21 protein-coding genes are annotated in these 23,477 nt (G+C 72.0%); 13 read left to right on the forward strand and 8 right to left on the reverse strand.

Features of this window, described 5'->3' with window-relative positions; genetic code table 11:
- Positions 1-123: 123 nt before the first annotated feature.
- Positions 124-2,529, reverse strand: a complete 2,406-nt coding sequence (locus ABD844_RS16145) for a helicase-associated domain-containing protein (protein ID WP_344877657.1) — start codon at positions 2,527-2,529, stop codon at positions 124-126.
- A 45-nt stretch (positions 2,530-2,574) separates the two neighbouring features.
- Between ABD844_RS16145 and ABD844_RS16150 the strand changes: the two genes are divergently transcribed.
- Positions 2,575-3,450 carry a hypothetical protein gene (locus ABD844_RS16150; RefSeq protein ID WP_344877659.1) on the forward strand — a complete coding sequence of 292 codons (876 nt, stop codon included), beginning with the start codon at positions 2,575-2,577 and terminating at the stop codon, positions 3,448-3,450.
- On the opposite strand, the gene ABD844_RS16155 is transcribed toward ABD844_RS16150, so the two are convergent.
- Positions 3,443-4,060 carry a TetR/AcrR family transcriptional regulator gene (locus tag ABD844_RS16155; RefSeq protein ID WP_344877661.1) on the reverse strand — a complete coding sequence of 206 codons (618 nt, stop codon included), beginning with the start codon at positions 4,058-4,060 and terminating at the stop codon, positions 3,443-3,445. The genes ABD844_RS16150 and ABD844_RS16155 overlap by 8 nt on opposite strands.
- Before the next feature lie 77 nt (positions 4,061-4,137).
- Positions 4,138-4,533, reverse strand: a complete 396-nt coding sequence (locus ABD844_RS16160; protein ID WP_344877663.1) for a hypothetical protein — start codon at positions 4,531-4,533, stop codon at positions 4,138-4,140.
- A 103-nt stretch (positions 4,534-4,636) separates the two neighbouring features.
- Between ABD844_RS16160 and ABD844_RS16165 the strand changes: the two genes are divergently transcribed.
- Both ABD844_RS16165 and ABD844_RS16170 read left to right on the forward strand, forming a co-directional pair.
- Complete coding sequence (locus ABD844_RS16165; protein ID WP_344877665.1) at positions 4,637-5,254, forward strand: HAD family hydrolase; 618 nt, start codon at positions 4,637-4,639, stop codon at positions 5,252-5,254.
- A gap of 93 nt (positions 5,255-5,347) precedes the next feature.
- On the forward strand, positions 5,348-5,743 hold the full coding sequence (locus ABD844_RS16170) for a cold-shock protein (protein ID WP_344877667.1): 396 nt from the start codon (positions 5,348-5,350) through the stop codon (positions 5,741-5,743).
- Between the two features lie 176 nt (positions 5,744-5,919).
- On the opposite strand, the gene ABD844_RS16175 is transcribed toward ABD844_RS16170, so the two are convergent.
- Positions 5,920-7,467: an MFS transporter gene (locus tag ABD844_RS16175; protein WP_344877669.1), complete on the reverse strand. Its 1,548-nt coding sequence runs from the start codon at positions 7,465-7,467 to the stop codon at positions 5,920-5,922.
- 137 nt (positions 7,468-7,604) lie between these two features.
- Here ABD844_RS16175 and ABD844_RS16180 point away from each other — a divergent pair, with 137 nt between their 5' ends.
- Both ABD844_RS16180 and ABD844_RS16185 read left to right on the forward strand, forming a co-directional pair.
- Entirely contained in the window at positions 7,605-8,414 is an 810-nt protein-coding gene (locus ABD844_RS16180; RefSeq protein WP_344877671.1) for a DUF3027 domain-containing protein, read from the forward strand.
- 92 nt (positions 8,415-8,506) lie between these two features.
- Positions 8,507-11,542, forward strand: coding sequence for a sacsin N-terminal ATP-binding-like domain-containing protein (locus tag ABD844_RS16185; RefSeq protein WP_344877673.1), 3,036 nt, complete (start codon positions 8,507-8,509; stop codon positions 11,540-11,542).
- Between the two features lie 82 nt (positions 11,543-11,624).
- Here the strand turns inward: ABD844_RS16185 and ABD844_RS16190 are convergent, their stop codons facing one another.
- Both ABD844_RS16190 and ABD844_RS16195 read right to left on the reverse strand, forming a co-directional pair.
- Positions 11,625-13,088, reverse strand: coding sequence for an alpha/beta fold hydrolase (locus ABD844_RS16190; RefSeq protein ID WP_344877675.1), 1,464 nt, complete (start codon positions 13,086-13,088; stop codon positions 11,625-11,627).
- A gap of 210 nt (positions 13,089-13,298) precedes the next feature.
- Positions 13,299-13,511, reverse strand: coding sequence for a DUF2530 domain-containing protein (locus ABD844_RS16195; RefSeq protein ID WP_344877677.1), 213 nt, complete (start codon positions 13,509-13,511; stop codon positions 13,299-13,301).
- A gap of 83 nt (positions 13,512-13,594) precedes the next feature.
- Between ABD844_RS16195 and ABD844_RS16200 the strand changes: the two genes are divergently transcribed.
- From ABD844_RS16200 to thpR, 4 genes are all read left to right on the forward strand, one after another.
- Positions 13,595-15,034 (forward strand): NCS2 family permease, encoded by a 1,440-nt coding sequence (locus ABD844_RS16200; RefSeq protein WP_344877679.1) that lies wholly within the window; start codon positions 13,595-13,597, stop codon positions 15,032-15,034.
- Between the two features lie 129 nt (positions 15,035-15,163).
- Positions 15,164-15,616 (forward strand): MarR family winged helix-turn-helix transcriptional regulator, encoded by a 453-nt coding sequence (locus ABD844_RS16205; RefSeq protein ID WP_344877681.1) that lies wholly within the window; start codon positions 15,164-15,166, stop codon positions 15,614-15,616.
- Positions 15,617-15,639: 23 nt separating this feature from the next.
- Positions 15,640-16,863 (forward strand): MFS transporter, encoded by a 1,224-nt coding sequence (locus tag ABD844_RS16210; RefSeq protein ID WP_344877683.1) that lies wholly within the window; start codon positions 15,640-15,642, stop codon positions 16,861-16,863.
- Positions 16,864-16,953: 90 nt separating this feature from the next.
- Complete coding sequence (gene thpR, locus ABD844_RS16215) at positions 16,954-17,511, forward strand: RNA 2',3'-cyclic phosphodiesterase (protein WP_344877685.1); 558 nt, start codon at positions 16,954-16,956, stop codon at positions 17,509-17,511.
- Between the two features lie 164 nt (positions 17,512-17,675).
- Here the strand turns inward: thpR and ABD844_RS16220 are convergent, their stop codons facing one another.
- The gene (locus ABD844_RS16220; RefSeq protein WP_344877687.1) at positions 17,676-18,644 is read right to left on the reverse strand and encodes an aldo/keto reductase; all 969 of its coding nucleotides are present in this window, start codon (positions 18,642-18,644) and stop codon (positions 17,676-17,678) included.
- A 24-nt stretch (positions 18,645-18,668) separates the two neighbouring features.
- Here ABD844_RS16220 and ABD844_RS16225 point away from each other — a divergent pair, with 24 nt between their 5' ends.
- Together ABD844_RS16225 and ABD844_RS16230 are read left to right on the forward strand one after the other, a co-directional pair.
- Positions 18,669-20,024, forward strand: a complete 1,356-nt coding sequence (locus tag ABD844_RS16225) for an MATE family efflux transporter (RefSeq protein WP_344877689.1) — start codon at positions 18,669-18,671, stop codon at positions 20,022-20,024.
- A gap of 46 nt (positions 20,025-20,070) precedes the next feature.
- Complete coding sequence (locus ABD844_RS16230) at positions 20,071-21,105, forward strand: hypothetical protein (RefSeq protein WP_344877692.1); 1,035 nt, start codon at positions 20,071-20,073, stop codon at positions 21,103-21,105.
- A 15-nt stretch (positions 21,106-21,120) separates the two neighbouring features.
- Here ABD844_RS16230 and ABD844_RS16235 read toward each other — a convergent pair whose 3' ends face one another.
- Entirely contained in the window at positions 21,121-21,495 is a 375-nt protein-coding gene (locus ABD844_RS16235; protein WP_344877694.1) for a hypothetical protein, read from the reverse strand.
- 34 nt (positions 21,496-21,529) lie between these two features.
- Between ABD844_RS16235 and lhgO the strand changes: the two genes are divergently transcribed.
- Both lhgO and ABD844_RS16245 read left to right on the forward strand, forming a co-directional pair.
- The gene (lhgO, locus tag ABD844_RS16240) at positions 21,530-22,756 is read left to right on the forward strand and encodes an L-2-hydroxyglutarate oxidase (RefSeq protein WP_425568582.1); all 1,227 of its coding nucleotides are present in this window, start codon (positions 21,530-21,532) and stop codon (positions 22,754-22,756) included.
- A 17-nt stretch (positions 22,757-22,773) separates the two neighbouring features.
- Entirely contained in the window at positions 22,774-23,466 is a 693-nt protein-coding gene (locus ABD844_RS16245; protein WP_344877698.1) for a response regulator transcription factor, read from the forward strand.
- The last annotated feature ends 11 nt before the right edge of the window (positions 23,467-23,477 follow it).

Here is a 23,477-nt window from a genome sequence, read left to right on the forward strand (position 1 = left end):
TGCGGCGGCTGGTTTCCGCGGGCGGGCGCGCGGCGGCGGTGGCGGAGCAGTCGCTGGCGCTGCTGCCCGGCGACCCGCAGGGACGCCGCCCGAAGCCTTGAGCACCCGGTGCCGTCCAGCGCGCTAGAGACCGGCCACGCCCGTGATGCGGTGCAGGGCGAAGCGGTGGACGGCCGCTCTGGTCTCGTCGTACGCCGTCAGGTAGCCACCCTCCATCCTGGCCGGCTCCAGGATGCGCGAGGTCGCGTTGCCCTGCGAGTCGAGGTAGCCGATCCACACCCGCACGCCCTGCTTGATCGCCTCTTGCAGGGCCGAGATCGTGGCCGTGGCGGGCCCGCGCGGCACGTGGCCACCGGGAGCCTCCACGGGCTCGCGCCGCGTCAGGTGCGCCGCGTCACCGGCCCGCAGCGCGCGTACGGCCGCCGCCGCCACCTCGGGGTCGACGCCGTTGGGCGAGGCCACGGCACGGGCCGGGGCGGTGCCCTCGGTACGCCGGTTTTCGAGCTGGGAGATGATCACGTCGCCGTCGAGCGACTCTGCGACCGGCGCGTACCCCATGGCCCGCAGCGAGTCGACCAGCGCCGCCCTGGACGAGCGCGAGGCGATGACGGTCGGCGCGAGCCGCCGCAACCGCAGCGCGGCAGAACGGCGGTCGGCGGTGATCTGGTCGAGCAGCGCCGGGTCGTCGCACCGGACGTACGCCCCCGCCGTGCCCACCCGGATCCGCCCGTGCCGCCGGGCCACATCGGTCACCAGGTACGACAGCGTCTGCGGCACCGGCGTGGCCGAATGGCGGCCCAGCATCGCCACCAGCTCCTCGCCCCCGTGCCCGGCGTCGAGCGCGCGCCGGATCGAGCCCTCGCTGAACCGGTAGACCGTGGCGCCGCCCTTCGACTCGACGTCGGCGGTGAGCGTCATCCAGCGGTTCAGCTCGCTCGTGAGCGGCCCCGGCGCGACGGCGGTGAGGTCGGCCTGGAGCAGCACGTGGTCGACGGGCTCAGGCAGCAGCGGGGCCAGCACCTTGGCCGCCTCGCCGCCCTCGATCAGCGCCCGTCCGTGCGCGGACAGCGCGCCCAGCCCCGTCACGCCGACCTGCTCGGCCTCCCGCAACGCGAACTCGGTGAGCTGCTCCCGCAGCGGCCCCCGGCGGCGCGGCTGTTCCCAGGCCAGCCGTTCGAGCACCGCGTCGCGGTCGGGCGCCAGGCCGGGGGCCGCCGCCAGCACGCCCAGCGTGGCCGACCTGACCCCGGGCGCGGACGAGCGGCGCAGATCGGTGTGCAGGGCGTTGAGCGGCCTGTCGCGCTCGTCGCGCTCGCCCACCAGCCCAGGCAGCCGGTCCGTCTGCAACCACGTGGCCGCCAGCACCACCCACCGGTCGGCGGTGGACCTGACCCGCCACAGGTCGTAGCCGGAGGTCGGCAGCCACTCGCCGTCCACGCCGCCACCGGCCGCGATCAGCCCGGCCGCGTGCGCGACCTCGATCACCAGCGCCGCCACCCACTCGGGCAGGTCCAGCTCGCCCGCCGCGCGCTTCAGGTCGCGTACGCCCAGCCCGCCGGTACGCAGCACACCCGGCGGCTCGACGCTCCACCGCTCGCACAGCTCCTCGACCGACCTGACGAACATGAACGCCTGCCCGGCCGCCGTACGGTCGGCCAGCCCGCGATCGCGCGTCGCCCCCTGGAGCGGCGGCGGCACCGCCAGCAGGCCGCGGTGCACCCGGCCGCCGCGCAGGTGGAGCGCGACCTCGCGGGGCAGTGTCACGCTCTCTTCGCCGGTGGCCGCCAGCAGGCCCCGCGCCAGCAGTTCCTCGATGGGGGAGCGGGCGGAATCGACGCGTACCTCGCGCCTGGCGTTGGGCACCCGGCCGGTGGGCGGGCCCCAGACGAGCTGGTCGAGCGCGGCCCTGGCCTCCGGGGAGACGGACTCGACCAGCGCGGCGGGCGCGGCCAGCATGGCCGCCAGGCGTTCCCTGCCGGTGCCCGGCGTGCCGGGGGCGACGTCGTCAGCCATCTCGTCGAGTTGCTCGGGCGCGTGGTGCCGGAACGCGTCCACGGCCCTCGGGCCCAGCCCTGCGGGGTCGTCGAGCACCTTGCGTACGCCGGGGCCCAGATCGAGGGCGTCGTCGGGGCCGTAGACCAGCGCCAGATCGCGCAGCCTGTCGAGCGCGGCGGAGAGCGCGGGCCCGGGGTCGCCGGCCGGGCCGGTCATGGGCCCCGTCGGAGGATCCGTCGGGGGATCCGTCGAGGTGACGGTCGTGGGGCCGGTCGCCGGGAGGGTCGCCGCGCCGATGAGATCGCTGAGTGCGTCGCTCGACAGCGGCTCGTCGCACACCGCCAGCGTCTCGACGACGGCCAGCGTGAAGCGGTCGAGCCGGTCGAGCGCCCTTCCGATCGCCGAAGGGCTGGCCGCGCGCGCCGCGAGACCCTCCAGATGCGCGGGCACCGGGGTGATCAGCTCGGGACGCGCGGAGACGAGCGCCCGTAGCTGTTCGTCGGTGCGCCCCCTGATCCACTCCGTGAACTCCATCGTTGCCATGGTATGTCCCACCTGATTGGGGCAGCATTGCTGGACGTGATAGAGCGCGCGGACCAGTTGGTGCTGAACTTCGTCTCGCAGGCGGCCGACGCCGCCCACGGCGTGCTCAGGGCCGACCAGCGACTCGACTTCGCCAGGCGGCTGCGGGCCAGGATCGAGGACGAGCGGGGCGGCAGCCAGAACGCGCGCGAGGTGGCGAAGGTGCTGGCGCGGTTCGGCGATCCGGCCGCCCTGGTCGAGCAGGAGGCCCGCAGGCTCGCCGGGGAGGGCGTCGCCACGCGGCGCGACACGTTCCCTGCCGCCGCGAACCCTCCGGGCGGGGCGGGCTCGACCCGGCGCTTCCCGTCCGTCGTGGACGACTCCGCCGTGAACGATTCCGCCGTGGACGATCAGGACGCGCCGCCCGGCGTGCGGGCGTACCGCGAGGTCGCGCGGGAGCGGCTCGGCGGGCGGGCGCGGGGCGGGCGGGAGATGCCGTTCGCGGGGCTGCGCAGGGCGGCCATGTCCAGCGCCAACCCCATGGCCACCGGGGGTCGCGACGCCAGGACCATACTCAAGGAGCATCCGCGCGACGCGGCCGCGATGGCGATCCTGGTCGTCGCGGCGCTGCTGGTGCCGTTCGGCCTGGCGCCGCTGGCGATCTTCCCGGTGCCCGTGGTGGTGTGGGCGCTGGGCGCGGCGACGGTGCTGCTCAGCGAGGTCTGGAAGGTGCGCGACAAGCTCGTCGGGGTCGGGGCGCCGCTGCTGGGCTATTCGGTGGGCGGCGTGCTCGTCGGCGGCCTGCGGGTCGGGACCGAGGCCGGGGCGCAGGCGTTCGTCACGCAGTTCTTCGACGTGAGCGGCACGATGTTCATGATCGGTACGGGCCTCGGGGTCGTGTGGCTGGCCTACCGGCTGCTCGACGTCACCTGACCGGCGCGGGGGTGGGGAGCAGGCCGACGGCCAGGCGTACCCAGGCGGCGACGAACTGGTCCTTCTCCGGGTGCCCCGGCAACTCGCCCACGGTCTCCTGGAACAGCCGGTAGTGCACCACCGAGCCGCCGAGCACGGCCGAGATGCCCGTCCAGTCGACCTCGGCGTCGCGGTATTCGGGCTGGGCCTGGAACCAGGTGACGATGGCGTCGAACATCGGCTGCAGCAGCCCCTCGCGCACGACCGCGACCAGCTCGGGGAACTGGCTCAGGTCGCGGAAGAACACCCGGGTCAGCTCCGACTCCTCGCGTACCTTCGCCAGCCCGGCGCGGCACACGTGGGACAGGCGCTCCTCCAGGTCGACCGAGGACTCCATGGTGCTCAGCTCGGCCAGGCTCCCGGCCACCTGGCTCCGAGTACGGCTCGCGTGCTCGTTGACGGCCGCGGCGAGCACCTCGTACTTGGACTTGAAGTGCCGGTAGAGCCCGCCGGCGCCGGGGGACAGCCCTGAGGCGGCCTCGATCTCGGCCACGGATGTGGCGGAGTAGCCCCTCTCGGCGAACAGCCTGAGGGCCTCATCGACGATCCGCTCACGGGTCGGTCTGGTCATGTCTGCGCTGATACCTCCGTAAGGAGAGTAATCGCTCCGGCGGACCACGTTTCCTGCGGCACGCTGCGCGGGCGGCGTCACGGGGCGGCGCGCCGGATCAGGCCCGCCAGCGCCGAGCCGGCGATCAGCCAGACGAGGGCGGCCAGGCCGTAGTTGACCAGGGTGGTCCAGCGCGGGTCACCGAGCTGGAAGAGGTTGGCCAGCCCGAGGGACGACCACGTGGCGAGTGTCTCGGCGAACTGGTACCAGACGTTGGCCGGGTTGGCCCTGAACACGGTGAAGGCCGCGTACAGCAGCAGCGCCAGCGCGGTCACCCTGGAGACCAGGCTCACCACGTAGGCCACGGCCCCGACGAGCCGCCGCCACGGCGTCACGACGGGGCCGCCGGGACGCGCCGGCCGGTGCGGGCGCGGCGGGGCGGAGGAGGCGACGAGGCGGTCTCCGGCCTGAGGCGGTTGGGGGGTGTCTGTCACGGCCGATCCTCTCCGATAAGTAATTCCTTTCTTCCCATTCCCATGCTCGCGGAACAAGGGCCGTTACGCGGGGTAGGGGGTTGTTTGGCATCCTGCACATGTGATGACTGCGGTGGGATTCGACCTTGACATGACATTGGCCGACACGCGGACGGGCATCGCGGCCGTTTACGACGAGCTGGCCGTGCGATTGGGCGTGCCATTTGACAGCGCGGCGATCGTGGAGCGACTGGGGCCGCCGCTGGAGACCGAGCTGGCCAACTGGTTGCCGCCGGAGGAGGTTCCGGCGGCGGCCGATCTCTATCGGGAGATATACCCGAAAATAGGGGTTCCGGTGCACACGGCCATGGCGGGCGCGTACGAGGCCATCGGCGCCGTACGCGGGGCCGGCGGGCGGGTGATCGTGGTGACCGGCAAGAACGCCCGCGACGCCGTCGGCACCGTCGAAGTGCTCGGGCTGGCGGTGGACGAAGTGGTCGGCTCGGTTTTCGGAGCGGCCAAGGGATCGGCACTCGCGCGCTTCGGCGCGGCGGCTTATGTTGGTGACCATGTCGCGGACATCGAGGCGGCCCGCGCAGGCGGCGCCGTGAGCGTGACGGTCGCGACCGGCCCTTACACAGTGGGAGAGCTGCGTGATCACGGAGCGGATGTGACCTTGGGCGACCTGACCGAATTCGCCGCCTGGTTCGCGGGCTGGCGCGGGCACGATGAACTTCGGTAATTGTCCGGCATTTACCCGGTCGCCCTGGCGCTTCCCGGGGCATAACCTACTTCCATCTATCCTTCTTTTCGACTGTTTGAACGAGGTCCTCCTGTGCCGAGTGGCAAGGTCAAGTGGTACGACGCCGACAAGGGATTCGGCTTCCTCACCCGTGACGACGGCGGTGAGGTCTTCGTGCATTCATCCGCGCTGCCCTCCGGTGCGGGCCCACTCAAGCCCGGCCAGAAGGTCGAGTTCGGAGTGGCCGAGGGCCGCCGGGGCCAGCAGGCGCTGTCCGTACGGATCCTGGAGCAGCCGCCCACGCTGGCCAAGCCCAAGCCGAAGGGCAAGCGGAAGAAGCCGGACGAGATGGTGGTCATCGTCGAGGACCTGATCAAGCTGCTCGACGACCTGTCGACCTCGTACCAGCGGGGCAAGCACCCCGACGCGGCCCACACCAAGAAGGTCGCCCAGGTCCTGCGCGCGGTCGCCGACGACCTCGACGCCTGACCCCGCCCCCTGACCACGAACCCCTGACTCCCCAGCGACCCCTGATCCCCCAGCCCCACCCCCACCCCTGACCGCGACGCGGCCCTCGCACCCCCTGACCGCGACATCCGGCCCCCGCTCCCCGCGGGGGTCTCCCGGCCTCCACGGCCGGTGGCCCGCCGCGCGCAGGGAAGGCGTCAGGCGTTGGGGTTGGTGAGCGGTTTGGTGGTGTCGAGGGTGTCGGGAAGCGGTGGGTCGCCCGCACCGGGCCAGGGGCGGTCGGCGGGAGCCTCGGCGGCCGCCTCCGCGCGCTGACGGTGGAGCTTGCGCCTGGCGGCGCGCACCCGCCTGCCGCGGGCGACCAGCAGCCAGCCGAGCGCCACGGTGAGCACGGCGGCCAGCGTGACCAGCCCCGCCGTGCTGCTCTGGGTGAGCGACAGCACCAGCCCCACCAGGCCGCCGAACACCCAGGCGAGCTGGAGCATCGCCTCCACGACGCCGAACGTGGACGAGCGCACCTCCTCGCCGATCTCCCGCTGCACGATCGCGTCGAGGGCCAGCTTGCCCAGCTCCTGGGCGAACGCGGTCACCAGGGAGATGGCCAGCGCCGCCCAGATGCCGAAGAAGATCGCGGTCACGATGGCGGTGGCCACGGTGACGGCCAGCGTGACCAGCACGATGAGCTGCGGCGCGTTGTTGCGCGTCCAGTTCGCGACCGCGGCGCCCGCCAGGCCGCCCAGCCCGGCCGCGCCCGCCAGCAGGGCGATCGTCCGGGGAACGTCGAAGAACGAGTCACCCGCCACCCCGCCCGCCAGCCACGGCACCGCCGCGTCCTGGACCAGGAACAGCAGGAAGAACAGCAGGAAGCCGGAGAAGACGCGGATGGCCACGTTCGCCCACACGGCCTCGGCGACCGCGGGCCCCACCTTGAGCAGGGTGCGCCAGCGCGGGGCGGCGCCCTCCTCCTCCAACTCGGGGGAGTCGACGTGGCGCGGCAGGCGTACGGCGACGACGCCGAGCAGCAGGAAGGCGACCATCGCCACGCGCAGCACCGTCGCGCTGCCCAGCCACGCGGTCAGGCCCGCGCCGACCGGCACCGCCACGCCGGCCGAAACCAGCGTGAACAGCGCCACCCGCGCGTTGGCCGACACCAGCGTGATGTCGGCCGGCAGCACGCTCGGCATGATCGCCGCCCGCGACACGTTGTACGCCTTCGACAACACCAGCACGCCCAGCGCCCCGATGAACAACGTCGGCAGGTCACCGGGCCCCACGGCCGCGGCCATCGCGAAGCACAGCAGCCCCCGCCCGAACAGCGTGCCCGCCATCACGTAGCGCCGCCCCGACCTGAACCGGTCGAGTATGGGCCCCACGAACGGCGCCAGCAGCGCGAACGGCACCATCGTGATGACCAGGTAAAGTGCCACCGAGCCGCGCGCCTCGCCGACGGGCACGCCGAAGAACACCGTGCTGGCCAGCGCGACCGTGACGAGCGCGTCGCTCGCGCTGTTGCCGGCCGACAGCTCGATCAGCCGGCCGAGCCCGGTGCGCCCGGCCCCGTTGGCGTAGGTGAGCCGCCGCGTGGCCGTACCGACTTTTCGCGCGCCCTTGGCGGTGGCTTTGCCCGCCCGTACGGTGCCGCTCGCGGTGGCCCTGGACGCGCGCACGCTCGCGCGCCCCGCGTCGGCGGCGCCCCGCGCCACCCGCCGCGAGATTTCCCGTGCTCGGTCCCAGCCTCCCTCCACGACTACCAGTCTTACCCGATTAGTAGGCGATCTCAGTGGGGGATCCGCCGTTGTGGGCCCCACAGGTCTCGTCATGGGTGAGAATGAAGTGTGAGCGAACAGCACCTTTCGGCGAAGGCGGCTCCAGGGGCGGCGCGATGAGCCGCACCAGGGCCCGTGTCTCCGCTCCCGACCAGGCCTGTGTCGCCGCGGTCGATCTGGCCAGGGCCGCGGCCGAGGAGCTGGCGCGGCCGGGCGAGCCCGGTGAGCACCTCGGCTACGAGAGCGAGGGCGACCGGATCGTCACCCACCACTTCGCCTGTCTCGACCCGGCCTATCGCGGCTGGCGCTGGGCGGTCACCGTCACCCGCGCCTCGCGGGCGAAAAAGGTGACCGTCAGCGAGGCGGTCCTGCTGCCGGGCTCCGGCGCGCTGCTCGCGCCCGAGTGGCTGCCGTGGAGCGAGCGTCTGCGTCCCGGCGATCTCGGTGTGGGCGACCTGCTTCCGGCCGCGGAAGACGACGACAGGCTCGCGCCGGGTTTCACCGAGACCGACGACGATGCCGAGCATCAGGCGCTTTTCGAGTACGGCCTGGGCCGGGCACGTGTGCTCTCGGCCATTGGCAAGGACCGGGCGGCCAGACGCTGGCACTCGGGCGAGCACGGGCCGCACACGCCGATCGCACACGCCGCTCCCGCGCAGTGTTCCACCTGCGGGTTCTACTGGCTGCTCACGGGTGGCTTCCGGCAGTTGTTCGGGGTCTGCACTAACGAATACGCCCCCGACGACGGCAAGGTCGTGGCGGCCGACCACGGCTGCGGCGCCCACTCCGAGGCCGCCGTGCTGCCGCCGCCGGTCGAGCAGGCCATCCCGATCCTCGACGACCTGGGCTACGACCTCATGGAGGAGATGGAGGAGGAGGCGGGCTCGGTCGACGAATCGGCCTCCGAGGAGCTCGGCCACTCCTGAGCGTCGGCGCCGGCTGAGCCGACTACGGCTCTCCTGTCGGTGCGGGCCGCTAACCTACGGTGGCCCCCTACCCTCGACCAGGATCGTGATCGATGAGCGACACCTACGGCACTGACCGGATGCGCGCGGCCGTCCTTTCCGCATGGACGGCCTCGCCCGCCCGGTTCCGCGAAGACGCCAACGCGGAGGAGGACTTCGCGCTCGGCGGCTACCGCGACCGGCTGATCGTCGAGTTGGCCCAGAACGCGGCCGACGCGGCGCTGCGGGCCGGTGTGCCCGGGGTGCTGCGGCTGACACTGAGCGGCGACGTGCTGACGGCCGCCAACGTCGGCGCGCCGCTCGACGCGATCGGCGTGGAGAGCCTGTCCACCCTGCGGGCCTCGGGCAAGCGTGACGAGGCCGGGGCGGCGGGCAGGTTCGGCGTCGGGTTCGCGGCGGTGGTGTCCGTCTGCGACGCGCCCTCCATCGGCTCGCGCGGGGCCGGCGCGGTCCGCTGGTCCCGTACGGAGACCGCCGCCATGGTCGCCGAGATCCCCGCGCTGGCGGGCGAGCTGGCCGGCCGGGGCGGGCACGTCCCGCTGCTCAGGCTGCCCTTCGACGAGCCGCCGCTCCTCGACGTCCCCGAGGGCTTCGACACCCTCGTCCGGCTCCCGCTGCGCGATCGGGCCGCCGTCGAGGCGGTGCGGGGCATGCTGGCCGAGGCCAGCCCGGCGCTGCTGCTCGGCCTGCCCGCGCTGCAGCGCATCGAGATCGAGATCGACGGGTCCCCGCGCACGGTCGTCGCCGACGGCTGGCACGTGGTGTCCGAGTCCGGCGAGTTCACCCCAGAGGAGGTGGGCAGGCTCTTCGCCGACCGGCCCACCGAAGAGCGCGCCCGCCCCTACTGGGCGCTGCGCTGGGCGGTGCCCGTCACCGCCACCGGCGATCCCGACCCGCTGCCGGCCGCCGTGCCGCCGGTCGTGCACGCCCCGACGCCCAGCGACGAGCCCATCGACCTGCCCGCGCTGCTGATCGCGTCGTTCCCGCTGGCCACCGACCGGCGTCACGTGGCCAAGGGGCCGCTGACCGACTTCCTGGTCGAACGCGTCGCCGACGCCTACGTCCGCCTGCTGCGGGAGCTGCCGCGCACCCCCAGGCTGCTCGACCTCGTGCCGTCCCTGATGGGCAAGGGCGAGCTCGACGCCCGCATCCGCCGGGCCGTGCTCGACCGCCTGCCCGCGACCCCGCTGCTGCCCGCGCTGTCCGCGCCTGCGCCCGCCGTGCAGACCCCGTCGTTCGCCGATGCGCGGGTCTACGAGCCCGACGCGGAGTGGCACGTCGAGCACCCCACGCCCGAGCCCGAGGGCGACGGCTGGGTGCTGGCCGGCCGTGAGGCCGCTGTCGTGCCGTCGGCCTCGGCCGAGCTGCTCGCCGCCGTGGCGGGCTTCGTGCCCGGGCTGCTGCCGACCGGCTGGCCCGCCCGGCACCCCGCCATGGCCGCGCTCGGGGTGCGCAGGGTGGAGCTGTCCGACGTGGTCGACCTGCTGTCCGGCGAGGCCGTGGAGGCGCGTGAGCCGTCGTGGTGGCGCTCGCTGTACGAGGTGCTGCCGGTCGACGACCCCGAGTCGCTGGGCGCGTTGCCGGTGCCGCTGACCGACGGCCGGCTCGTACGCGGGCCGCGGGGCACGCTCATCCTGTCCGACGGGGGCGCCGAGCTGGATCTGACCCCGCTGGGGCTGCGCATCGTGCATCCCGAGGCGGCCCATCCGACGCTGCTGCGGCTGGGCGCCGCCGAGGCCACGCCGCGCACGGTGCTCGACGACCCGCTGACCAAGGCCGCCGTCGGCCAGTCGCTCGACAGCCCCGACCCGGAGCCGGTGGCGCGGGCCGTGCTGTCGTTGGTGGCGGCGTCGGGGCTGGTGCCAGGCGAGGCCCCGTGGCTGGCCGAGCTGGCCCTGCGCGGCGCCGACGGCGAGCTGTACCCGGCGGGTGAGCTGATGCTGGCCGAGGGGGCACTGGCCGGGCTGTTGGAGGCCGACACGCATCTGGGAGTGGCGGCGGCCGAGCTGGAGGAGACCTACGGCTCGCGGGTGCTGGCGGCGGCTGGGGTGCTCGACGGGTTCGCGGTGGTGCACGAGTCCGACGTGCTGCTCGACCCCGACGACTGCGACCACGACCTCGACGGCGAGGCCGAGTGGCTCGACCACGTGCTCGACCTGCTGCCCGAGCTCGACGTGCCGCCGCTGGTGCCCGAGTTCGTGGCGGTGCGCGACCTGGAGCTGGTGGCCGACTGGCCGGCGGCGCTCAAGCTGCTGACCACGCCGCCGCTGCGGGCCGCCCTGCACCCGCTGCGCGTCGAGGGCGTGGAGGTGCCGTCCTACACGGCGTGGTGGCTGGCGGGCCATCCGGTGCTGGGCGGTCGCAGGCCGCGGGAGCTGCGGCTGCCCGGGGCCGATCCGCTGCTGCAGGGCCTCTACGCCGACGCGCCCGCCGGGCTCGACGAGGCCGCGCTGTCGATGCTCGGCGTCCGTACGACGCTGGCGGAGCTGCTGGCCTCCCACGGCGGCCCGGAAGAGCTGCTCGACCTGATGGCCGACGAGTCGATCGAGGTCGACCGGGCCCAGTTGCGTGCCCTGTGGATCGCGCTGGCCGTGGTCGACCCCGCGCGGGTGGCGCCGCCGTCGCGGGTGCGGGCGGTGCTCGGCGGGGCGATCGTGGTCGCCGGGGCCGACGACGCCGTCGTGGTGGAGGCGCCCGACCTGCTGCAGCTCGTGGTCGACCGGCCGTTGGTGCTGGCCTCCTACGACCTGGCGGAGGCGCTGTCGGAGCTGCTCGACCTGCCGCTCGCCGGTGAGCTCACCTCGGGCGAGGTCACCTCAGAAGGGGTCACGCGGGAGGTGCCCGCCGAGGTGCGGTCCCTGCTGCCCGCCGCGCCCGAGACGTACATGGAGCACGAGAAGCTGCTGGTCGACGACGTGGAGTGCGCCTGGCGGTTCTTCGACGGCACCGTGCACTGCACCGGGGTCGACGGGCTGGCCAGAGGGCTGGCCTGGGCGACGGGGCAGTGGAACGACCGGTTGGCGGTGGCCGCGCTGCTGCGCGACCCGGGTGCGGTGCCGCTGCTGCTGGCCGAGGCCGACCTGTCCTGAGCCTGCGGTCTCCTGGCGCCTCGCCCGCGCCAGGCCCGCACCTCGGCGTCGTCGCCGCCGGGTGCGGGCCCGCCTGCGGGTGTCAGGCGGCGCAGGTGCTGCCGTCGGCGGGCACCTTGCCCTCCAGCACGTACGCGTTCACCAGCCCCGTCACGCACCCGTCGCCGGTCAGATAGGCGCCATGGCCCTCGCCCCCGTAGGTGACCAGGACGCCCGTCTTGAGCTGCTTCGCGAGTTTCGGGGCCCACTCGTACGGCGTGGCCGGGTCGCCCTTGCCGCCGATGACCACGATGGGCGCCGAGCCGGTGGCGTCGATGCGCTTGGCCGTGTCGTCCCCCTGCACCGGCCAGTGCGCGCACGTCCCGGTGACCCCTCCGGCGATCGACAGGATCGGGAAGATCTCGCGGATCTTCTCGTTGACCTCGGCGCTCTGCGCGGCGGTCGGCCGTTCGGAGTTGTCCGCGCAGTTGATCGCGCTCAGGCTCGTCATCAGCGTCGAGTACGTCCCGTCCGCCCGGCGGCCTGTGTAGGCGTCGGCCAGGGCGAGCAGGATGGTGGCGTTGCCCTTGCGCGCGGCGGCGACGGCCTGCTCCAGCATCGTCCAGCTCTGCTTGGCGTACAGCGGGGTGATGATGGCCAGTTGCCCCAGCGCGTACGTCAGCTCGCGGTCGCCCACCTTGATCGGCTTGGTCCTGAGGCCGTCGAGCAAGTCAGTGACCGTCCGCTCGACGGCGGCCGGGTCGGCCCCGAGCTCGCAGCTCTGCGCCACGCAGTCCTTGGCGAACGCGTCGAAGGCCCGGCCGAAGCCCGCCGCCTGGGTCAGGGCCCGCTCCTCGAAGGTCACCGTCGGGTCGAAGGCACTGTCGAGGACGAAGCGGCCGACGTTCTTGGGGAACTGGGTGGCGTAGACGGCGCCGAGGTGGGTGCCGTACGAGAGGCCGAAGTAGTTGAGCTGCTTGTCGCCGAGCGCGGCCCTGAGCAGGTCGAGGTCCTTGGCGGCCTGCACCGTGCCGACGTACGGCAGCACCTTGCCGGAGTCCCGCTGGCAGGCGGCGGCCAGTTCCTTGGCCAGCTTGTCCACGTCGGCGTCGGAATCGGCGCCCATGAGCTTGTCCACCTGGTCGCCGCACCTGACGCCCGAGCTGCGCTCGACGCCGCGCGGGTCGAAGCTGACCAGGTCGTAGCGGCTGCCCAGCTCGGCGAACGTGGTGGCGAGCGCGGGCATCGTGTCCACGCCCGAGCCGCCTGGGCCGCCGAAGTTGAACACGAGCGAGCCGAGCCGGTCGCCGGTGGCCTTGACGCGGATGAGCGCGAGGTCGATCTTCTCGCCGTCCGGCCTGGCGTGGTCGAGGGGGATCGGGATCGTGGCGCACTCGACGCCGGGGCCGGGGGTGGTCGGCTTGCCGTCGGGGCCGAGGAGGTCGGTGCACCTGCCCCAGGCGATCGCGCCCGCCGCTTTCCCGGGGGTGGCGGCCGGGGGGTCGGCGGTGCCGCAGGCGGTGAGGACGGTCGCGCCCAGAAGGAGTGTCACGATGGGCTTCTTCATGGGAAAAGCATGGTTTGACCGGCATATGCCGAGGTAGTGGGGGAAAACACCACTTCCAGGTGACTTCGGCGAACGGCCGGAGATGACGAATGTCAGTGTCCGTGAAGGACGCCTGTCAGCTCACCGGGACGGGCCTGCAGCCCATCGGGACGGGCCGCAGGCCATCGCCCGGTCGACGGCGTCGAGGGCCGGAGGGCGGATCGGCCCTCGTCAGCCGCGCCGGGGACGGCGGACGAACCAGATGCCGAAGAAGCCGAAGCCCACCCCGGTCACGCAAGTCCAGATCCACCACGTGTTCTCGGGGGCGGGGCGGAAGATCAGCAGCACGACCAGGGCGATCGCCCACAGGGCGGTGCCGGCGGCGATGGCGGCGGTGTCGTTGGTCTTGATCGGCTCAGGGTCGGGATGCCACTGCTTGTCCACGTGTTCAGCCTAGCTTCCAATCGGGTCTCGATCTCATCACTGGCTCTTTTCCGCAGTTCACCGCGACTGTCACTCTTCGCGTCGTGAGTGACACTCGTAATGCAATAGATCGTTTCTTCGCAATCTCCGCACGTGGTTCGACGGTCTCCCGTGAGGTGCGGGGAGGGCTGGCCACGTTCTTCACCATGGCGTACATCGTGGTGCTGAACCCGCTGATCATCGCCACCGGCAAGGACGTGGAGGGCCAGTTCATCGGTGACGGCACGGTGCCCAACGTGGCGCTGGTCGCGGCGGGTACGGCGTTCGTGGCCGGCGTGCTGACGATCCTCATGGGGGTCGTCGGCAAGGTGCCCTTCGCGATGGCGGCCGGGCTGGGCCTGAACGCCTTCGTCACCTTCACCATCGCCTCGGTGATGACCTGGGAGGAGGCCATGGGCCTGGTCTTCCTCGAAGGGGTGATCATCGCGATCCTGGTGCTGACCGGGCTCAGGACGGCGGTCTTCCACGCCATCCCGGCCCAGCTCAAGACCGCGATCAGCGTGGGCATCGGCCTGTTCATCGCCTTGATCGGCTTCGTGGACGCCGGTTTCGTGCGCAAGGCCGCCGGCACGCCCCTGGAGCTGGGCATCGGCGGCGCCCTCACGTCGTGGCCGATCCTCGTCTTCATCGTCGGGCTGCTGGCCACGGCCGCGATGGTGGCGCGCAAGGTCAAGGGCGCCATCCTCATCGGCATCGCCGGCACCACGATCCTGGCGATCGTCGTCGAGTCGCTGGCCAAGGCGGGCAGCTTCTCGGCCGACAACCCGGGCGGGTGGCAGCTCAACCGTCCCGTCGTGCCCGAGGAGATCTTCGGCTTCCACAACCCGCTCACGCTGTTCACCGAGTTCGACCCGTTCGGCGGGTTCGTCCGGGTGGACGTGCTGCTGGCCGCGTTGTTCGTGTTCACCCTGCTCATCACGGACTTCTTCGACACCATGGGCACCATCGTGGGCGTCGGCCGCCAGGCCGACCTGGTGCAGAAGGACGGCACGCTGCCGCGTACGAGGGAGATCCTGCTCGTCGACTCGCTGGGCGCGGCGGCCGGCGGCGCGGGCTCGGTCTCCTCGAACACCACCTACATCGAGTCGGCGGCCGGCGTCGGCGAGGGCGCCCGCACCGGCCTCGCCAGCGTGGTCACGGGGCTGTTGTTCCTGGTGGCGATCTTCTTCGCGCCGCTGGTCACGATCGTGCCCTACGAGGCCGCGGCTCCCGCGCTGGTGCTGGTGGGCTTCATGATGATGACCGCGATCCGCGACATCGAATGGAACGACTTCGAGATCTCCATCCCGGCGTTCCTCACCATCGTGATCATGCCGTTCACGTACTCGATCTCGAACGGCATCGGCGCCGGCTTCATCAGCTACGTGCTGATCAAGGTGGTGCGCGGCAAGGCCAGAGAGGTCCACCCGCTGCTGTGGGGCGTGGCCGTCCTGTTCGCCCTGTACTTCGCGATCGGTCCGATCAGAGCGTTGTTCGGGATCTGACCGAGGGCGGTTGAGGGAACATCGGAGCCGCTCCGCGCAAGTGGGGCGGCTCTGGAGTATCAAGGAGTGAGACGGACTTATATGGGGAAATATCTTGTCTTCCACTATAGTTAGCAAAGGTAATGACTCATGCTAACCAACACCCAGCCCAAGATGGACCTGCGCAGCGACGCGGGTCTCGCTTCAGCCCTGCGCGTTTCACTCGCCCGGCTGACCCGACGCCTACGACGACAGGCGGCAGCCCACTCGCTGACTCCCACACAGTTCGCGACGCTCGCCGCGGTGGAACGGCATTCCGGGATAACCCCCGGCGAATTGGCCGATCTCGAGAAGGTGCAGCCCCCCTCGATGACGCGCGTGATCGCCGCGCTAGAGGAACGCGGCCTGGTCGCCCGCAGCCCGCATCCGACCGACCGGCGTCAGGTGACCGTCTCGGTGACCGAGGCCGCGGCGAAGCTGCTGAAGGAGGAGCGGCGGCGCAAGGAGGCGTGGCTGACGCAGCGGCTGAAGGAGCTGTCTCCGGAGGAGCGGTCGATCCTGCGGCAGGCGGCGCCGATCCTGGAGAAGCTCAGCAGGATATAGAGCCTGAAGAACCCAAGACCGGGATGTTCCGGTCTCTCAAGGTTCGTAATTACCGCATGTTCGCAGCCGGGGGCGTCGTCTCCAACGTGGGCACCTGGCTGCAGCGCACCGCCCTCGACTGGCTGGTGCTCGATCTGACCCACGGCAGCGGCGCGGCGCTCGGATTCGCGACCGCGCTGCAGTTCCTGCCGATGTTGTTGTTCGGGATGTTCGGCGGCGTGCTCGCCGACCGCTACCCCAAGCGCCCCATCCTCGTCATCGCCCAGTCGCTCATGGCCGCGCTGGCCCTCACCATCGCCATCCTCACGATGACGGGCGCCGCCCAGGTCTGGCACGTGTACGTGATGGCGTTCCTGCTCGGGTTGATCTCCTGCGTGGAGATACCGTCGCGGCAGGCGTTCGTGGTCGAGATGGTCGGCCGCGCGGACCTGCCCAACGCGATCGCGCTCAACAGCTCCATCTTCAACCTGGCCCGCGTGGTCGGCCCGGCGCTCGCCGGTCTGCTGATCTACGTGCTCGGCGGCACTGGGCCGATCTTCCTGATCAACGCGCTGACCTTCGGCGCCGTGATCTCCAGCCTGGTCTTCATGCGCAAGTCCGAGCTGAACCCCGCCGAGCCCGTCCCCAGGGCCAAGGGCCAGTTGCGCGAGGGGCTCAAATACGTGCTCCAACGCGAGGAACTGCTGCTGCCGGTCCTGCTGATCGGGTTCGTGTCGATGTTCTCGCAGTCGTTCTCGATGTCGATCGCGCTGATGGCCCGCCAGGTGTTCCAGGCGGGGGCGTCCTCGTTCGGGCTGGCCTCCAGCATGTTCGCGATCGGGGCGCTCGGCGGCGCGCTGCTGGCGGCGCGGCGGGCGCGGCTGACGCGGAAGGTGCTGTTCCTGGGCGCGATCGGGTTCGGGCTGTTCCAGATCGCCACGGCGGTGGCGCCGTTCTATCCCGTTTACCTGGTTCTGCTGGTGCCGACCGGGATCGCGTTGATCACCATCAACACGGCCGCGAACGCCAGCGTCCAGATCGCCACGTCCCCCGAGATGCGGGGGCGGGTCATGGGGATCTACATCCTGGTGTTCACCGGCGGGACACCCCTGGGGGCGCCGCTGATCGGGTGGCTGTCCGAGCTGGGCGGGCCGCGCATCGGAGTGCTGCTGTCCGGCGTCCTGGTCCTGGTCGGAACCGGGCTGGCGGTGGTGCTGACGCGGTTGATCAGCTCGCGCGTCAGAAAGCCCGCGCTCGCGGTGGCATGAGTCGCGCGCCGTCGTCGCGATGGGTCTTGTCGTGAGGAGTCGCGATGGTCTTGTCGTGAGGAAGCGTGGGCGCGGGCAGAATCGGGTGGCATGAGGCTCTTCGCGGCGCTCGTGCCGCCCGACGCGATATTGGACGAGCTGTCGCACGCCATCGCTCCCCACGTTGGGCAGGTGCCTGGGCTGCGCTGGCCCGACCGGGCGACCTGGCACATCACGCTGGGCTTCTTCGGTGAGGTGCCCGAGGGGGTGCTGCCCGAGCTGGAGGTGCGACTGGCCCGCGCCGTACGCCGCCACCACGTGCTGGACCTGGCCTTCGACGGCTTCGGGGCGTTCTCGTCCGCGCGGCGGGCCCGCGTTCTCTGGGTCGGCGTCACCGGCGACTCCATGATCAGGCTGGCCGACTCGGTGAAGGCGGGCGCGCGCCGGGCCGGGGCCGTACAGACGGACGAGAAGCGGTTCCACCCGCACCTCACGCTGGCCCGCGCCAAGGCGGAGACGGACCTGCGGCCGCTGGTCGAGTCGTTGGCGGGCTTCAGCGGCTCGCCGTGGCGGGCCGAGCGCGTACGTCTCGTCCGCAGCCACACCGGGGCCCAGGTGAGGTACGAGTCACTCGCCGAATGGGCGCTGGCACCCGACGAGCAGAGCTAGGCTCCAGGTCGTGGATCGTCCTCGTCCCTGGCTGTTGCCCATCGTGCTGGGCCTGCTCCTGCTGATCGTGATCGTCGGAGCCGTGCTGAGCTGACCCCGCCCGCGCCTGCCCGGCCCGGGGTGCGGGGCGGCGCGACCTCCGAGACCCGCCGCCCCGGCGCGATTCACCAGGCGTAGTCTTCAGGGGCCGTGCGGTGACCGGGGAAGATCTCGTCGAGACGCGACAGCGCGGCCTCGTCCAGGTCGATCTCCAGGGTGCGCAGGCTGCCCTCGAGCTGCTCCAGGGTGCGCGGGCCGATGATCGGGGCCGCGACCGCACGCTGCTTGAGCAGCCAGGCCAGGGCCACGTTGGCCGGGTCCTCGCCCAGCTCGTCGCAGAACTTCTCGTACTGCTCGATCTGGTCGCGGTGCTTCTCCAGCTCCTTGACCATGTTGTCGGCGGCCGAGCGGCCCTTGTCTGCCTTGCGCAGCACGCCGCCGAGCAGCCCGCCGGCCAGCGGGCTCCACGGGATCACGCCGAGCCCGTAGTCCTCGCACGCGGGCAGCACCTCGAGCTCCGGCGCGCGCGTGAGCAGGTTGTAGTGCGACTGCTCGCTGATCAGGCCGGTGAAGTTGCGCCGGGCCGCCGTCTCCTGGGCCTTGGCGATGTGCCAGCCCGCGAAGTTCGACGAGCCCACATAGATGATCTTGCCCTGCTGCCGCAGGATCTCCATGGCCTCCCAGAACTCCTCGAACGGGGTGTTCCTGTCGACGTGGTGGGCCTGGTAGATGTCGATGTGGTCGGTCTGCATGCGCTTCAGCGAGGCGTCGCAGGCCCTGCGGATGTGCAGGGCCGACAGCCTGCCCTCGTTGGGCCAGTCGCCCATGTCGCCGTAGACCTTGGTCGCGATGACCGTCCGCTCCCGGCGCCCGCCGCCCTGGGCGAACCAGCGGCCGAGGATGTTCTCGGTGATCCCCTCGCCCTTGGCCCACCCGTACACGTTGGCGGTGTCGAAGAAGTTCAGCCCCAGCTCGTGGGCCCGGTCCATGATCGCGAAGGAGTCTTCCTCCGAGGTGCGCGGGCCGAAGTTCATGGTGCCGAGGCAGAGCGGGCTCACCTGGAGGCCGCTGCGTCCGAGGTTGACGTATTCCATGACTCAACCCTAAGGACCTGGAGTGTGCTCCAGGCCATAGACTCGCTTCATGATCTCGGACGACGTGAGCGCCCGGCCCCCATTGCCCCGTTCTACGTGATCGCCCTGCTCAGGACAGCGCTGCCGATCTGCCTGGCGATGATCGCGGGCATGGTGGGCTCGCTGACGGTCACCTCGGTGCTCGGTCAGCACGACACGGTCACCCTGGCCGCCTTCGCCGTGGCGACCGCGGTGCTCAACCCCGCGAGCGCGGCCGTCCAGGGTGCGCTGCGCGGGCTCGGGCCGTTCGTCGCGCCCTTCAGGGACGAGCCCGCGGCGGCCGTGCCGGTGGTGCGCGACGCGCGCTGGCTCAGCCTCGCCACGGGCACGGTGGGCGCCCTCGTGCTGCTCTGCGTGCCGCTGATCGCCGGGGCCGCGGGGGTGCCGCCCGAGGTAGTACGCGAGCTGGGCCTCCTGCCGTGCTTCCTGGCCGGCTATCTCGTGATCTTCGCCTCCACCGGCGGTGCGAGCACGATCCTGATCGCCCTCGGGCGCAGCCGCAACGTGCTCTGGCCCACCCTGGCCTTCGGGGTGGGGCTGGGCGCGCTCAGCGCCACGCTGGTGCCCCCGCTGGGCCTGCTGGGGGTGGGGATCGCCTGGGTGGTCTCGGGCGCCGCGTCGGCGGCCGTGGCGAGCTGGAACCTGCGCCGCGCGATCGGACGGCCCATCGGCCAGGGACGGCCCAGGATGCGCGAGATCGCCGAACTGGCGAAGGTCAGCGTCCCGCTGGCGGGCACCGTGCTCATCAAGTTCGCCGTGTTGGGGGTGGTGACCTTCGCGGCCGGCGCCACGGGCACCCGTGACACCGCCGCCCACGCGGTGCTGTCGCTGCTGACCGGCTTCATCATGCTCACCTCACTGTCCGTCGGCCAGGCCGCGGTGCCCGAGGTGGCCCGCGCCGCCGACCCCGCGGGGGCGCGGCGGGCCCACCGCACCGCGGTCCTGCTCGCCGTGTCGGGGACGCTGGTGGTGGCCGCCCTGCTGCTCGGGTTCGGCAGGCACCTGCTGGTGCTGTTCAGCGACGACGTGGCGGTGCGGGATCGGGTGTACGCGCTGCTGCCGCTGATGTTGCTGTCCGCGGCGTTCGACGCCGCGCAGGCGGTGCAGGGCACCGGGCTCACCGCCCTCAAGCGGTCGGCGGCCGGCCTGCTGAACTTCGCCGTCGCCTACGGCCTGCTCGTCCTGGCGGCCGTACCGGTCGCCAGGACCTGGGGGATCACCGGGCTGTGGACGGCCTTGGCGGCGGCCAACGGGCTGCTGGTCGTGCTGCAGGGCCTCGGGTTCCGCCGCCACAGCGCCAAGGTGGGCGCGCGGGCGGTCACCGGCACCAGCGCCGCGTGAGGCGTCGCCCGCCCTGGCACGTTCGCGGGTGGTGCATGATGGCGGCGTGGGGGACTTCGTGACCAGGATGCTCGCCGTCGTGGCGGCCGTCTGCCTGTGGCCTGCCGCTCCGGCCTTCGCGGCGGACGACGACGGGGCGGAGCGGCTGTTCACCTTCAAGGATTCGCGGATCACGGAGTCGAGCGGGCTGGCCGTGTCGCCGACGCGCGACGGGGTCTACTACACGCACAACGACAGCGCCGCCGCTCCGACGTTCTACGCCGTGGACGGCGACGGACGCACGCTCGCCACCTTCCAGGTGCGTGGGGCGGAGGCCCGCGACTGGGAGGGCATGGCGGCGACCAGAGACCCGCGGACGGGGCGGGGCGTGCTCTGGTTCGCCGACATCGGCGACAACCTCGACGGCGCGTGGCCGAACGTCTCCGTGTACAAGGTGACCGAGCCCCGCACGCTCCGCGACGCCACGGTGCCCGCCGTCCGCTACCGCTTCCGGTACGCCGACGGTGCCCGCAACGCGGAGGGCATCATGGTCCACCCGAAGACCGGGCGGCTCTACGTGGTGTCCAAGGAGTTCGCCGGGTCGGTCTACGAGGCGCCGAAGACGCTGCGTACCGACCGGGTCAACGTGCTGCGCAAGGTGGGCAACGCGCCCATCATGGCCACCGACGCCGCCTACGCGCCCGACGGCTCGTCCTACGTGATCAGGACGTACTTCTCCGCCACCCTCTACCGGCCCTCGGGCGAGACCCTCGCCAGGGTGACGATGCCGGAGTTGAAGCAGGCCGAGTCGATCGCCTACACGGCCGACGGGAAGGCGCTGCTCACCGGGTCGGAGGGGCCGGACAGCCCGGTCTACCGGGTGCCGATCCCCGGCGGGGCGGGGGCCACGCCGTCCGCCACGCCCAGCCCGGCCGCGGCCGCCGACGAGACGGGCGCCGCCGACGAGAGCGCCGACGAGAGCGCCGCAGCCGCGCCGGCCGCCGGCTCGGGCGGGCTGACCGTGCGGAACGTGGTCATCTGGCTGGCCGCGGCGGTGGGCGCGATCGGTGTGATCACGTTCCTGGCCCGGCGTACCCGCTGACCGTCGCCGGGGTGGTCAGGGTGTGCGGCGCATGGCGGCGGTGAAGAGGTCGCCGCGCAGGGCGCGTTCGACCACCTCGACCGAGCGCGACAGCCGCACCAGCCGGGGGCCTTCCTCCCGGTACGTGTCGAGCACCGCCTCGACGGCGTGCGGCGGCAGGTGGCCCTTGAGGTCGACGGCCGCCGCCCGGTAACCGGCGCGGGCCGCCTCGATGGCCGATCTGACGTGGTGGCGGGCCATGGCGGCCAGCGCCACCGGGTGCCGCCTGAGCACCTCGTACGCCCGGTAGTCCGGCGGCACCGCGTCGAGCAGCCAGGCCACGGCCGAGGTCTCCCAATCGGGCACGCTGGGCGGGCGGACCTCGGGAGGCCACTCCGGCGGGACGTACATGGGGACATCGTACTCATGTTCGATTCGCCCAGATATGGCGGGGAAGGCCGGTAAGCCGGAAAATCGTCATGTGACGGAAAAGATAGGAGTCGTGGGTGCGGGCATCGTCGGCCTGGCGGTGGCGCGCGAGCTGGCCGCGGCCAGGGGCGCCGAGGTCACCGTGCTGGAGAAGGAGGGCCGTGTCGGCGCCCACCAGACCGGGCACAACAGCGGCGTCGTGCACGCGGGCATCTACTACCCGCCGGGCTCGCTCAAGGCCAGGCTCTGCCGGGAGGGCGTGGCGCTGCTCAAGGAGTACTGCGCCGCGCACGACCTGCCGTACCACGAGGTCGGCAAGCTGGTCGTGGCGAGCACCCACGCCGAGCGCCCGCTGCTGAACGCGCTGGCCGAGCGGGCGCGGGCCAACGGCGTGCCGGGCATCGCCGAGCTGGACGCGCTCGCGCTGCGCGAGGTCGAGCCGCACGCGGTCGGCGTCGGCGCCGTCCACTCGCCGCACACCGCGATCTGCGATTTCCCGGCCGTCGCGGCGCGGCTCGCCCAGGACGTCGCCGAGCTGGGCGGCTCCGTACGCACCGGGCACCCGGTCAGGGCGATCAGGGAACGGTCCGGCAAGGTCGAGGTGCTGGCGGGGCGGCGCAGGTTCGCCTTCGACCGCCTGGTGGTGTGCGCGGGCCTGGGCACCGACGCGGTGGCCGGGATGACCGGGGCGGCGGGTGACGTGCGGATCGTCCCGTTCAGGGGAGAGTTCTACGCGCTCAGGGGCGCCGCCAGGGACCTGGTGCGCGGGCTGATCTACCCCGTGCCCGACCCCCGGTACCCGTTCCTGGGGGTGCACCTGACGCGGCAGATCGGCGGGGGTGTGCTGGTGGGGCCGAACGCGGTACTCGCCCTGGCGTACGAAGGCTATAAAAGACGAAATTTCCGTAATTTTCGGCAAATTCTTGGTTGGCCGGGCACCCTCCGCATGGCCAGGGCCCACTGGCGTACCGGGCTCAAGGAGGTCTACGGCTCCCTCGCCAAGAGCGCGTTCCTCAAGGGCGCCCGCCGTTACGTGCCCGAACTGACCGCCGCCGACCTGGAACGTGCCCCCGGCGGCGTTCGCGCCCAGGCGGTGGCCAGGGACGGCCGCCTCGTGGACGACTTCGTGGTGGACGTGCACGGCCAGGTCGTCCTCGTACGCAACGCGCCCTCGCCCGCGGCCACCTCAAGTCTGGCCATTGCCCGGCACATTGCCGGAATTGTCCCAGCACTCGTCCGATGAGGGCATCCTTGGATGTGATGGAATCACACCTGCTGATAGTCGAGGACGACCCCAACATCCTCGAACTCCTCGCCGCGAGCCTGAGGTTCGCGGGTTTCGACGTGACCACGGCGAAGAGCGGCCTCGACGCCGTCGCCGCGGTCCAACGCCACCGCCCCGACCTCGTCGTGCTCGACGTCATGCTGCCCGACCTCGACGGTTTCGAGATCGTCAAGCGGCTGCGCGGCGGCGGGTTGCACACGCCGGTGGTGTTCCTGACCGCCCGTGACGAGACCGAGGACAAGATCCGCGGCCTCACGATCGGCGGCGACGACTACGTGACCAAGCCGTTCAGCCTGGAGGAGGTGGTCGCCAGGATCCACGCCGTGCTGCGCCGTACGAGCGGGGAGTCACAGGCGGCCCCGCCCAGGCTGACGTTCGCCGACATCGAGCTGGACGAGGAGAGCCACGAGGTGTGGCGCGGCGGCAACGCCGTGGCGCTGTCGCCGACCGAGTTCAAGCTCCTGCGCTACTTCATGACGAACGCGGGCCGGGTCCTGTCCAAGCCGCAGATCCTCGACCACGTGTGGGACTACGACTTCCGGGGCGAGGTGGGCATCGTCGAGTCGTACGTGTCCGTGCTCCGCCGGAAGATCGACAACCGGAGCCCGCGGCTCATCCACACCCTGCGCGGTGTGGGTTACGTGCTGCGTCTGCCGCCGGGTCCCTAATGCGCGGCCTG

Origin of the sequence: Nonomuraea antimicrobica (assembly GCF_039536965.1) — a bacterium.
Classification (GTDB): Bacteria; Actinomycetota; Actinomycetes; order Streptosporangiales; family Streptosporangiaceae; genus Nonomuraea; species Nonomuraea antimicrobica.